Origin of the sequence: Leclercia sp. GLN_9, assembly GCF_043105735.1 — a bacterium.
Classification (GTDB): domain Bacteria; phylum Pseudomonadota; class Gammaproteobacteria; order Enterobacterales; family Enterobacteriaceae; genus Enterobacter; species Enterobacter adecarboxylatus.
Genome location: NZ_JBICLV010000004.1, coordinates 195319 through 207704 on the forward strand (window position 1 = coordinate 195319; position 12386 = coordinate 207704).

Annotated in this window: 11 protein-coding genes; 8 read left to right on the forward strand and 3 right to left on the reverse strand. The window is 56.3% G+C overall.

Annotated elements, in window-relative coordinates:
* Positions 1 to 73: 73 nt before the first annotated feature.
* The gene (gene pntB / locus ACF8PE_RS00970; protein ID WP_032617876.1) at positions 74 to 1462 is read right to left on the reverse strand and encodes a Re/Si-specific NAD(P)(+) transhydrogenase subunit beta; all 1389 of its coding nucleotides are present in this window, start codon (positions 1460 to 1462) and stop codon (positions 74 to 76) included.
* A 10-nt stretch (positions 1463 to 1472) separates the two neighbouring features.
* Entirely contained in the window at positions 1473 to 3002 is a 1530-nt protein-coding gene (pntA, locus tag ACF8PE_RS00975) for a Re/Si-specific NAD(P)(+) transhydrogenase subunit alpha (RefSeq protein ID WP_032617875.1), read from the reverse strand.
* A 536-nt stretch (positions 3003 to 3538) separates the two neighbouring features.
* Here pntA and ydgH point away from each other — a divergent pair.
* The 3 genes from ydgH to folM all read left to right on the forward strand — a co-directional run bounded on the left by ydgH (position 3539) and on the right by folM (position 6822).
* Positions 3539 to 4492: a DUF1471 family protein YdgH gene (ydgH, locus tag ACF8PE_RS00980; RefSeq protein WP_032617874.1), complete on the forward strand. Its 954-nt coding sequence runs from the start codon at positions 3539 to 3541 to the stop codon at positions 4490 to 4492.
* Between the two features lie 186 nt (positions 4493 to 4678).
* Positions 4679 to 6061 carry an amino acid permease gene (locus ACF8PE_RS00985; protein ID WP_103793207.1) on the forward strand — a complete coding sequence of 461 codons (1383 nt, stop codon included), beginning with the start codon at positions 4679 to 4681 and terminating at the stop codon, positions 6059 to 6061.
* 38 nt (positions 6062 to 6099) lie between these two features.
* Positions 6100 to 6822 carry a dihydromonapterin reductase gene (gene folM, locus ACF8PE_RS00990; protein ID WP_059308044.1) on the forward strand — a complete coding sequence of 241 codons (723 nt, stop codon included), beginning with the start codon at positions 6100 to 6102 and terminating at the stop codon, positions 6820 to 6822.
* On the opposite strand, the gene ACF8PE_RS00995 is transcribed toward folM, so the two are convergent.
* Positions 6819 to 7154: a GlpM family protein gene (locus ACF8PE_RS00995; protein WP_191152817.1), complete on the reverse strand. Its 336-nt coding sequence runs from the start codon at positions 7152 to 7154 to the stop codon at positions 6819 to 6821. The two genes, folM and ACF8PE_RS00995, sit on opposite strands and share 4 nt — an antisense overlap.
* Positions 7155 to 7282: 128 nt before the next feature.
* Here ACF8PE_RS00995 and rstA point away from each other — a divergent pair, with 128 nt between their 5' ends.
* From rstA to rstB, 5 genes are all read left to right on the forward strand, one after another.
* Positions 7283 to 7999 carry a two-component system response regulator RstA gene (rstA, locus tag ACF8PE_RS01000; protein ID WP_032617870.1) on the forward strand — a complete coding sequence of 239 codons (717 nt, stop codon included), beginning with the start codon at positions 7283 to 7285 and terminating at the stop codon, positions 7997 to 7999.
* Between the two features lie 144 nt (positions 8000 to 8143).
* A complete protein-coding gene (locus tag ACF8PE_RS01005; RefSeq protein WP_392494297.1) occupies positions 8144 to 9160 on the forward strand; it encodes an ABC transporter substrate-binding protein in 1017 nt (338 codons plus the stop codon).
* Between the two features lie 56 nt (positions 9161 to 9216).
* Positions 9217 to 10206 carry a FecCD family ABC transporter permease gene (locus ACF8PE_RS01010; protein ID WP_392494299.1) on the forward strand — a complete coding sequence of 330 codons (990 nt, stop codon included), beginning with the start codon at positions 9217 to 9219 and terminating at the stop codon, positions 10204 to 10206.
* The gene (locus ACF8PE_RS01015) at positions 10206 to 10976 is read left to right on the forward strand and encodes an ABC transporter ATP-binding protein (protein WP_155166656.1); all 771 of its coding nucleotides are present in this window, start codon (positions 10206 to 10208) and stop codon (positions 10974 to 10976) included. Before ACF8PE_RS01010 ends, ACF8PE_RS01015 begins: the two co-directional genes overlap by 1 nt.
* A gap of 79 nt (positions 10977 to 11055) precedes the next feature.
* On the forward strand, positions 11056 to 12354 hold the full coding sequence (gene rstB / locus ACF8PE_RS01020; RefSeq protein ID WP_392494301.1) for a two-component system sensor histidine kinase RstB: 1299 nt from the start codon (positions 11056 to 11058) through the stop codon (positions 12352 to 12354).
* The last annotated feature ends 32 nt before the right edge of the window (positions 12355 to 12386 follow it).

A 12386-nucleotide genomic window follows, 5' to 3' on the forward strand; every position in this document is an offset into this window, starting at 1 on the left:
GTGAGGGCGAGCAGCCTGCATAAATGAGAAAACCGCCCAGATGGGCGGTTTTTTTATCGTGCGTAACGCCGTATTACAGCGCTTTCAGAATCGCATCCACGCTGGCTTTGGCATCGCCAAACAGCATGTGGGTGTTCTCTTTGAAGAACAGCGGGTTCTGCACGCCAGCGTAACCGGTATTCATGGAGCGTTTGAAGACGATAACGTTCTGCGCCTTCCACACTTCCAGCACTGGCATACCGGCGATTGGGCTTTTCGGATCGTCCTGCGCGGCCGGGTTAACGGTATCGTTAGCGCCAATTACCAGCACGGTATCGGTATCGGAGAAGTCGTCGTTGATCTCATCCATCTCCAGCACGATGTCATAAGGGACTTTCGCTTCCGCCAGCAGCACGTTCATGTGGCCCGGCAGACGCCCGGCAACCGGGTGAATACCAAAGCGCACCTTGATGCCACGGGCACGCAGGCGCTCGGTGATTTCCGCAACCGGATACTGAGCCTGCGCGACCGCCATGCCATAGCCCGGGGTGATGATCACCGTATGGGAGTTTTTCAGCATCTCAGCGGTATCTTCAGCGGTGATCTCGCGATGTTCACCCACCTCTTCGTCACCGTCGGACGTTTGCCCGTCTGAGCCAAAGCCACCGGCAATCACGCTGATAAACGAGCGGTTCATCGCCTTACACATGATGTACGAGAGGATGGCACCGCTCGACCCCACCAGCGCACCGGTCACGATCAGTAGGTCGTTGCTCAGCATAAAACCTGCCGCTGCCGCCGCCCAACCAGAGTAGGAGTTCAGCATCGAGACCACCACCGGCATATCTGCGCCACCGATGGAGGCCACCAGGTGCCAGCCGAAGGCCAGGGCGATGATCGTCATCACCAGCAGCGCCAGCACCTGCATGCCCACGCTGTCGGTGCGCACGAAGACCACCAGCAGTAAGAATGATACAACCAGCGCCGCCAGGTTCATCTTGTGACGGTTTGGCAGCATCAGCGGTTTTGAGGAGATCTTGCCGCGCAGCTTGCCGAACGCCACGATAGAACCGGTAAAGGTCACCGCACCGATGAAGATCCCGAGGAACACTTCGGTCAGGTGGATGTTCACCAGAATCGGCGCCATCCCCGGCTCGTGATACAGGTAGCTGTTAAAGCCTACCAGCACTGCCGCCAGACCCACGAAACTGTGCAGGATCGCTACCAGTTCCGGCATTTCAGTCATCTCTACACGTTTGGCAAGACGGATACCAATCGCGCCACCGATGATCATCGCCACCAGGATCCACGCTACGTTGCCGGTATCCGGCCCGAAAATCGTGGCAATCAGCGCGATCGCCATCCCGGCAATACCAAAGTTGTTACCCTGCTGCGACGTTTCATGTTTTGAAAGCCCCGCCAGGCTGAAAATAAACAGGATCGCGGCAACAATGTATGCAGCTGTAACTAATCCTCCAGACATAGGTTACCCCTTATCCCTTACGAAACATTTTCAGCATGCGCTGAGTCACGGTGAAGCCACCGAAAATATTGATACTGGCGATCAGTACCGCGATAAAGCTGAAGAAACTGATCCAGCCGCCGTGACCAATCTGCAATAACGCGCCGACCACGATGATCCCGGAGATGGCGTTGGTGACCGACATCAACGGCGTATGTAGCGCATGGGAGACATTCCAAACCACGTAGTAACCCACTACGCAGGAGAGCGCGAAGACGGTGAAGTGTCCGAGGAACTCTTTCGGTGCTACGTCTGCCAGCCAGCCAAACAGCACGATCGCCAGCGCCATAAAGGCAAACTTGCGCCACGGCGAGGCCGGTTTTTCAGGCTCTTTTGGTGCTGGTGCGGCTTTGGCTGCCGCCTGCGGCTGGGCAGAGACCTGAATCGGTGGCGCAGGCCAGGTGATTTCACCTTCGCGCACCACGGTCACACCGCGCACGACAACGTCGTCAAAATCAACGGTGATATTGCCGTCTTTTTCTTTGCACAGCAGCTTCAGCAGGTTGACCAGGTTAGTACCGTACAGCTGAGAGGACTGGGTCGGCAGACGGCCCGGCAGATCGGTATAGCCGATCACTTTAACGCCGTTAGCGGTGGTGGTCACCACGCCCGGAACGGTGTATTCGCAGTTGCCGCCGTTTTGCGACGCCAGATCGACAATCACGCTCCCGGCCTTCATGGAATCGACCATTTCACGGGTGATCAGCTTCGGCGCCGGTTTACCCGGGATCAACGCGGTGGTGACAATAATGTCCACCTCTTTCGCCTGGGCGGCAAAGAGTGCCATTTCGGCTTTGATAAAGGCCTCGGACATCACTTTGGCGTAGCCGTCGCCGCTACCAGCCTCTTCTTTGAAGTCCAGCTCAAGGAACTCGGCGCCCATACTCTGCACCTGTTCTTTAACTTCAGGACGGGTATCAAAGGCACGGACGATAGCGCCCAGGCTGTTCGCTGCGCCAATGGCAGCCAGACCGGCGACGCCTGCCCCAATCACCATCACCTTTGCCGGAGGGACTTTACCCGCTGCGGTGATCTGCCCGGTAAAGAAGCGACCAAACTCATGCGCGGCTTCGACAATGGCACGGTAGCCCGCGATATTCGCCATCGAACTCAGGGCATCCAGCGACTGCGCACGCGAGATACGCGGTACGGAGTCCATCGCCATTACGGTGACGCCACGCGCCGCCAGTGTCTCCATCAGCTCCGGGTTTTGTGCGGGCCAGACAAAGCTCACCAGCGTCGTGCCCGGATTGAGCAGCGCGATTTCACCCTCTTCCGGTGCATTTACCTTCAGAATAATGTCCGAATGCCAGACGTTCTCGCCGTCTACAATTTCCGCGCCAGCCTGATTGAAGGCCTCGTCATCGAAACTTGCCAGTTTGCCTGCGCCGCTTTCAACCGCGACGGTAAAACCCAATTTGAGCAGCTGCTCCACCGTTTTTGGTGTCGCCGCTACGCGGGTTTCATTGGCAAACCGTTCTCTTGGTACCCCAATACGCATAGTAATCCCTTCCATCGGTTTTTGATGATGGTTTGTCGAACGTTCATAACGGGCAGACGATAACCGCGGCATGACTTAACTTGCCACTTACGCTTACCCGCAGAAAATAAAACAGTAACAAACTTTCTATAACCTACTGAAAATACCGCCTGTGATCCACAGCAAGAAAACACTATTTATGACTTTAACTGTCAAAAATAAGCGATCGCCGTCTCAGACAGGCATATCTGCCGCTATTTCCCCGCCAGGGCCGATATTTAGCACAGGCGAAGCGACAAAAACACGATATAGCCCCACCCAGAAACAACTTATTAACATTAAATTAACTTGTGAAAGTCATATGCTTTATTAGTTTTACTGGTCAAACGGGTGTTTTTTCAACATATCAGTAAAGGTTATCTTTTTTGATGACTTACTCCGCACCGGTCGTAAAAAATCGCGCAGACAGCGATGGGTGTTAAATGCAATAATCGTCAACGTTTTCAAATTAACAACAACACCAGTATCTGGTTTGCGTAAGGCGAAGGATTATTTTTATGAAGCTTAAGAACACTCTCCTGGCGTCCGCACTCCTTGCTGCGACCGCCCTGTCTGCCAATGCCGCGACAGAGTTAACGCCGGAGCAAGCGGCTGCAACGAAACCTTACGATCGCGTTATGATCGTAGGTCGTTTTAACGCAATTGGCGATGCAGTGGCTGCCGCCTCTAAACGCGCCGATAAAGAGGGCGCCGCCGCATTTTACGTCGTGGATAACTCCGATGTCGGCGACAGCGGTAACCAGCGCGTGATTGTGGCGCTGTATAAAGACAACGCCCCAAAAGCAGATGAGCCAAAAAACCGCGTGATCAACGGCGTGATGGAGTTGCCGAAAGAACAGGCCGTTCTGCTTGAACCCTATGATACCGTCACCATTCAGGGCTTCTACCGCAGCCAGCCAGAAGTGAACGACGCTATCGCCAAAGCCGCAAAAGCGAAAGACGCAGACTCCTTCTACATCGTTCGCCAGATTGATGCTAACCAGGGCGGCAACCAGCGCATCACTGCATATATCTACAAAAAAGACGCCAAAAAACGTGTTCTGCAAAGCCCGGATGCCATCCCGGCAAACTCTGAGGCTGGCCGCGCGGCCATCGCCAAAGGCGGCGAAGAAGCGAAGAAAGTCGAAATCCCTGGCGTGGCAACCAGCGCTACACCTGGCGCTTCCGCTGCCGGCGTGGGTCGTTTCTTTGAAACCCAGACCACCAAAGGTGGCCGTTACAGCGTAACGCTGAACGACGGGACCAAAATTGAAGAGCTGAACAATGCCACTGCCGCGCAGATGGTGCCTTTCGACAGCATCAAATTCACCGGCAACTACGCCAGCATGACCGAAGTCTCCTACCAGGTGGCGAAGCGTGCGGCGAAGAAAGGGGCGAAGTATTACCACATCACCCGCCAGTGGCAGGAACGCGGTAATAACATGACCATCAGCGCCGACCTGTACAAATAAGTAAACCTATCCCCAGAGGCGGCGTAATGCCGCCTTTTTTTTTGCTTTTTACGCAGAATTCCACCCTTCCTGATTGCATGCCTCCCTGACACTCCGTAGAATTCCGCGCCTTAGTGTGATCCACCATTTTTATGCGCTTCGACGAAATAATTATTCTGGATCTGACCCTTTTTAAAAAGGAAGCCAATGGAAAAGAAACTTGGCCTGAGCGCTTTAACTGCGCTTGTTTTAAGCTCCATGCTCGGCGCAGGTGTATTCAGTCTGCCGCAGAATATGGCTGCCGTAGCCAGCCCGTCAGCATTGCTTATCGGCTGGGGGATCACCGGTGCCGGGATCCTGCTACTGGCCTTCGCCATGCTGCTGCTGACGCGCATCCGTCCCGACCTCGACGGCGGCATTTTCACCTATGCCCGTGAAGGCTTTGGTGAGCTGGTGGGTTTCTGTTCCGCATGGGGATACTGGTTGTGCGCGGTGATCGCCAACGTCTCTTATCTGGTGATCGTCTTTTCTGCGCTGAGTTTCTTTACCGACACGCCTGAACTGCGCCTGTTTGGCGATGGTAATACCTGGCAATCGATCGTTGGCTCCTCGGTGCTGCTGTGGTTCGTCCATTTCCTGGTGCTGCGCGGCGTGCAGACTGCGGCGAGCATCAACCTGGTCGCCACCCTGGCGAAGCTGGTGCCGCTTGGGCTGTTTGTCGTGCTGGCGATTATCGCGTTTCGTCTCGATGTGTTTAGCATGGATTTTTCCGGCGTGGCGCTGGGCGTCCCGGTCTGGGAGCAGGTGAAAAACACCATGCTTATCACCCTGTGGGTGTTCATCGGGGTGGAAGGCGCGGTTGTGGTCTCGGCCCGGGCACGTAATAAGCAGGATGTTGGTCGCGCCACCCTGCTGGCGGTGCTGGCCGCGCTGGGGGTTTATCTGCTGGTCACGTTGCTCTCACTGGGTGTGGTCGCCCGTCCTGAGCTAGCGGAGATGCGTAACCCGTCGATGGCGGGCCTGATGGTCAAAATGATGGGTTCCTGGGGCGAAGTGGTGATTGCCGCCGGGCTGATCGTGTCGGTGTGCGGAGCTTATCTGAGCTGGACCATCATGGCGGCAGAGGTGCCGTTCCTGGCCGCAACGCATCAAGCGTTTCCCCGTCTGTTTGCCCGTCAGAACAAAAACAGTGCGCCTTCCGCCTCGCTGTGGTTGACCAACATCAGCGTGCAGATTTGTCTGGTGCTGATCTGGCTCACAGGTTCGGACTATAACACGCTGTTAACCATCGCCTCTGAAATGATTCTGGTACCCTATTTCCTGGTGGGTGCATATTTGTTAAAAATAGCTACCCGCCCGATGCACACCGTTGTGGGGATGGGAGCCTGCATTTATGGCTTATGGCTGTTGTATGCGTCTGGTCCGATGCATCTGCTGCTTTCCGTGGTACTTTATGCGCCTGGGCTGCTGGTGTTTATTTACGCCCGTCGTACCCACCAGCTGCAACACGCGCTTAAACGCCGTGAAATGGTGTTGATTGGAATGATACTGGTTGCCGCATTACCGGCAACGTGGATGCTGATGGGATAAGCGACTTTTCCCATCGTCGACTGGATAAGGAGAATACGATGGGACACGCAAAGCCGCTCCCGATCCTGATTACTGGCGGAGGCCGTCGCATCGGCCTCTCGCTTGCGCACCACTTTCTGAATCTTCACCAGCCGGTGATTGTAAGCTACCGGACAAAATATCCCGCTATCGCCACCCTGTGCGAGGCGGGCGCGACCTGCATTCAGGCCGATTTTGCCACCGACGACGGGATTCTGGCCTTTGCTGAGCGTGTGAAAGCCGAAACCCCTGGGTTACGCGCTATCATTCATAACGCCAGCGCATGGATGCCAGAGTCGCCGGAGACCTCGCTCAGCGAAACCCTCTCCTGCATGCTGCAAATCCACGTTCACGCCCCCTACCTGCTGAACCATGCTCTGCAGGATCTGCTGCGCGGGCACGGCCATGCTTCCAGCGACATTATCCATTTCACCGATTACGTGGTGGAGCGTGGCAGCGATAAGCACATTGCCTATGCCGCCAGCAAAGCCGCGCTGGATAACATGACCCGCTCGTTTGCCCGCAAGCTGGCGCCGGAAGTGAAAGTCAACGCCATCGCCCCGTCGCTGATCATGTTTAATGAGCATGATGATGCCGACTATCGTCAGCAGGCGCTGAATAAATCGCTCATGAAGATCGCGCCTGGTGAAAAAGAGGTGATCGACTTAATCGACTACATCCTGACCAGCTGTTACGTCACTGGCCGGTCGTTTGGCGTTGACGGCGGGCGGCCGTTACGTTAGTGAAAACGGCTCCAGCTGAAGATTAACACCCAGGCGCTGAGGCACCAGCAAACCACCGCCCCGCCCAGCGCCAGGGGCAGACGCATCATGCCGATGAAGTACCACAGCGAAAGCAGATAGAGGAAGTACGGAATAATCGCCCACATGCCAAAAATGATGGTGGTGCGCAGCGCCTCAATGCCGCGCTCAGAGGCAACGATATAATGGGCGATCAGGGCAAAGGTCGGGAACAACGGCAGTAACCCGGCGATGTAATAATTCTTCGTTTTTGCCAGTATCCCAATGATTAAAACCACCAGTGCGCCTATCGCCGCTTTAATAAACAACCCCATCCCTTTTCCCTTAACAACTAAATAACAATGACGGGCAGCATAACGGAACGGCAACTTTTTGCGAATGATTAATGCAAGGTTAAGGTTTTGCGGTGTATGTTGGTTTTTTTCGCAGACTCAGACTGGTTATGAATAAGATCGTATACGTTGAGGATGAACCTGAAGTCGGCCAACTGATTGCCGCTTATCTGGGTAAACATGATATGGACGTCATCGTCGAACCGCGCGGCGACCATGCTGAAGAGGTAGTGGCGCGGGAAAAACCCGATCTGGTGCTGCTGGATATCATGTTACCCGGCAAAGATGGGATGACCCTGTGCCGGGATCTGCGCGCCCGCTGGCAAGGCCCCATTGTATTACTGACCTCCCTCGACAGCGACATGAACCACATCTTGTCGTTAGAAATGGGTGCCAACGACTACATCCTGAAAACCACCCCACCGGCGGTGCTGCTCGCGCGCCTGCGCCTGCATCTGCGCCAGCACGTCACGGCCTTCAGCGATGCCTCCTCCCCGCAGTTAACGCCCCATAAAGCCCTGCGTTTTGGCACGTTATCCATCGATCCGGTGAATCGTCAGGTGCTGCTGTCCGGTGAGCAGGTGGCGCTTTCCACGGCAGATTTTGATCTGCTGTGGGAGCTGGCGACCCATGCCGGACAGATTATGGACCGGGATGCGTTGCTGAAAAACCTGCGCGGCGTCAGCTACGATGGGATGGACCGCAGCGTGGATGTCGCAATCTCCCGCCTGCGCAAAAAACTGCTGGATAACGCCACCGAACCTTTCCGCATCAAAACCGTGCGTAATAAAGGCTATCTCTTCGCGCCACACGCCTGGGATATCTGACCCCCTCAGCCCGCATCGCCAGAATACCTTTCCCGGCAATGCGGGCTGCTTCCTGCTGTTGAAATCCCCCCTGTTGATTAAACTTTTGCGCCTGCCTGCATAATATGTATTATGTTATAACATAACAATTATGAGGATGGGATTGTGTTAATCAAAAAGTTGGTGCTGGCGTCTGTTCTTGCGACCCTCGCAAATTCGGTTTTTGCCGCACAGGTTTATCCGCTGACGGTAGAAAACTGTGGGATTAAAGAGACATTTACCCGCGCGCCGCAACGGGTGGTGACTGTCGGACAACACGAGACGGAATTACTGCTGGCGCTGGGGCTGGAGGAGAAAATCAGTGCCACGTCGGTCTGGTTTGGTCCACTACCGGATGCGGTAGCGGAACGCGGTAAAGGATTAAAAAAACTGGCAGATAACGCCCCTTCCTTTGAGGCTGTCACCGCCCAGAATCCCGATCTGGTGCTGGCGCAATATCACTGGCATATCGGGCCGCAGGGAGAAACCGGCACCCGCGAGCAGTTTGCAACGCTTGGCATTCCGACCTGGATCTCTCCCGCCGATTGCATCGGCAAAAGCGTAACCGACAGTTCAAATGGCGACGGGGCGCGCAGCACCCCTTTCACCATTGAGGAAATCAAACGTGAAATCGATGCGCTGGCTGCCATATTCGATGTTCAGCCGCAGGGGGAGCAGCTCAACGAGGTGCTGACCCGACGTATTCAGAAGGCTCAGGCGCGCGCGGCGTCGCAGCACTCGCGCCCTTTGAAAGTGGTGTTCTGGTTCTCCAGTAGCCGTCTGAAAGGCGATCCCTGGGTGGCGGGCGATTATGGCGCACCGGGCTGGATCAGCAACACGCTGGGACTGAAAAATATTATTGATTCCCATGATGAATGGCCGGCCGTGACCTGGGAACACATTGCTCAGGCGCAGCCTGACATTATTGTGATTGCAGAGATGTCCCGGCGACTTTACCCCGCTGATGATGTGGCGGTTAAAAAAGCCTTTTTGCACGACGACCCCGTCACCCGAAATATGCCTGCTGTTAAAAAAGGCCACATCATTGTCGTGCCTGCAATGTCACTGAACCCCTCATTACGTAATGTCGATGCCGTTGAGATGATAAGTGACCAGCTTGCGACCTGGCAGACTGAACAATGAGCCTACTGACTTTGCGTGTTCCCTTCAGAATGCCACGCTGGAGACCGCGAAGCCTGATGGTCCTCGGATTGCTGACCCTGCCGTTAACACTGGTTTTCGCCGCAACCGTCGGTGATATGCCGGTGTCGTATACGACGGCAGGAAAAGCGATCCTTAACGGCCTTGGGCTGAGTGCCTGGCCCCTCCCACAGGTTGAGGAAGGGATTATCTGGGAATACCGCATGAGCCGGGCGCTGATGGCGGCCTGCAGCGGAGGGGGACTGGCGCTTTGCGGCCTGGTGATGCAGTCCATTCTGCGTAATCCGCTGGCTGAACCCTATCTTCTGGGGATCTCCTCCGGGGCCTCACTGGGTGCGGTCTGCGTTATGCTGCTGGGGGTGGGTGGCAGCACGCTGGGCATCAGCGGTGGTGCCTTTGTGGGCGCATGCTGCGCGTTTGGGCTTATCATGCTGATCACGCACGGGATGACCGACAGCCCGCCGCGCATATTGTTAGCGGGCATCGCCGGGACGCAACTGTTTAACGCCATGACGGCGTACATTGTCAGCACATCCGCGAATGCGGAGCAGTCGCGCAGCGTGATGTTCTGGCTGCTGGGAAGTTTGAGCGGCGTTCGCTGGCCGGATGCCATCCTGGCCCTGGCGGTGGTAATGACCGGGTTGATGGTGGTTTTCGCATTTTCACGTTCGCTTGATACCTTCACCTTTGGTGATGAAGTCTCGACTACGCTGGGCGTGCCGGTCACCCTGGTACGTATGATGCTGCTGCTCACCTGTGCGCTGGTGACGGCGGTGATGGTCAGTATCATCGGTGCGGTGGGGTTTGTTGGGCTGGTGATCCCGCACATTACACGCCTGTTATGTGGCCCCGGGCATCGCCGCGCCATTCCCCTGACCTTTCTGATCGGCAGTCACTTTATGATCCTCGCCGATGTGGTTTCTCGTACCCTGATTACTCATCAGGTTCTTCCCATAGGCGTGGTCACCGCACTGGTGGGTGCGCCTGCATTTGTGGTTCTGCTGTATCGCAGCCGGGAGAAAAAATAATGACCCTTTCCTTGAAAGGATTGCAGCTGACTCTGGAGTCGCGAAAAGTGCTGCACGACATCAATCTGGAGCTGGCTACCGGGGAAGTTATTGGCCTGCTGGGGCCGAATGGTTCCGGTAAATCAACACTGCTGCGTTGCCTGGCCGGGTTGTTCCCGCACCAGGCGCATCATATCCGCCTTGATGGAACTCCGCTCAACGCGATCTCCCTGCGGGAACGGGCAAAAAAACTGGCGTTTGTCCCCCAGCATGCCGACGTCGACGGCGATCTTTGCGTGGAGCAAATCGTCCGTCTGGGACGCACGCCGCACCGCAGGGGGCTTTTTAGCTGGAACAGTACCGACGACATCGCTGTGGAGGACGCCATCCGTCTGATGAAACTTTCCAGCCTGCGACAACGCCTCTGGCGACAACTTTCCGGCGGGGAACGGCAGCGCGCTCAAATCGCCCGCGCCCTCGCCCAACGGCCGGGCCTACTGATCCTCGATGAACCCACCAACCACCTGGATATTGAGTACCAACTGGAATTGATGACGTTAATCACCAAACTGCCGGTTACGGTGGTGGTGGCGTTGCATGATCTCAATCTCGCCGCCAACTACTGCCAGCGGCTGGTGCTGCTGAAATCCGGGTCAGTGATTGCCAGTGGACCACCGGATGCCGTGCTGACCCCTGCGCTGATCGAAAATGCCTGGCATGTGAAAGCAAACGTGATAAAGCAAGGCGAGACGTTAAATATTCGCTATGCCATGAGGCAGCCCATTGCGTAAAGTGTGCCATGTCCCGCCAGAGAGTGTGAACCGTCTGGTCGGGCCGCATCATTAACGCGTGGTATTTGGGTGATACGTAATGAAAAAGCTGTTCGTGCAGTTTTACCTCCTGCTGTTTGTCTGCTTCCTGGTGATGGCCATGCTGGTCGGGCTGGTCTACAAATTCACCGCCGAGCGCGCGGGCAGGCAATCGCTGGATGACCTGATGAAAAGCTCGCTCTATCTGATGCGTAGCGAACTGCGTGAGATCCCTCCTCACGACTGGGCGCGCACCATTAAGGAGCTGGATCTGAATTTGTCCTTCAAACTGCGCATCGAACCGTTGAAAAAGTACGACCTGGATGCCCCGACCATGCAGCGCCTTCGTGGGGGTGACATCGTGGCGCTGGACGATCAATACACCTTTATCCAGCGTATCCCGCGCAGCCACTATGTGCTGGCGGTTGGCCCGGTGCCCTACCTCTATTTCCTGCACCAGATGCGCCTGCTGGATCTCGTCCTGCTGGCCTTTATCGCCATTTCGCTGGCCTTCCCGGTCTTTATCTGGATGCGTCCCCACTGGCAGGACATGCTCCGCCTTGAGGCCGCTGCCCAGCGCTTTGGCGACGGCCACCTGACCGAACGGATCCATTTCGACAGCGCCTCCAGCTTTGAGCGTCTGGGCGTGGCCTTTAACCAGATGGCCGACAACATCAATGCGCTGATCGCCAGCAAAAAGCAGCTGATCGACGGTATCGCCCACGAGCTGCGTACCCCGCTGGTGCGGTTGCGTTACCGGCTGGAGATGAGTGAGAACCTGACCGCGGCGGAATCACAGGCGCTGAATCGCGATATCGGCCAACTTGAGGCGCTGATTGAGGAGCTGCTGACCTATGCCCGGCTCGATCGTCCGCAGAACGAACTTAAACTCACCACCCCGGATCTGCCCGCCTGGTTGCGCAGCTATGTTGAAGACGTGCAGAGCGTTAACCCCCAGCGCAGGCTGCTGATTGACAGCATGGGCGGCGATTATGGCGCGCTGGATATGCGTTTGATGGAGCGGGTGCTGGATAATCTGGTTAATAACGCCCTGCGCTACAGCGATAACACCCTGCGAATTTCACTGCACCTGAGCGGGAGCCGCGCCACGCTGTCGGTGGAGGATGACGGCCCGGGCATTGCGCCAGAGGCGCGTCAGCGGGTGTTTGAACCCTTTGTCCGACTCGACCCGAGCCGCGACCGCGCCACCGGCGGCTGCGGCCTGGGGCTGGCTATCGTCCACTCGATCGCTCAGGCGCTGGGCGGCGATGTCAGCTGCGAAGCGAGCGATCTCGGCGGCGCCAGGTTCTGCTTCAACTGGCCTGTCTGGCATCATATCGCCCTTCCCATCCCTGACTGAACCAAACCGCACGCTGGCCTGACCGGGCGTGC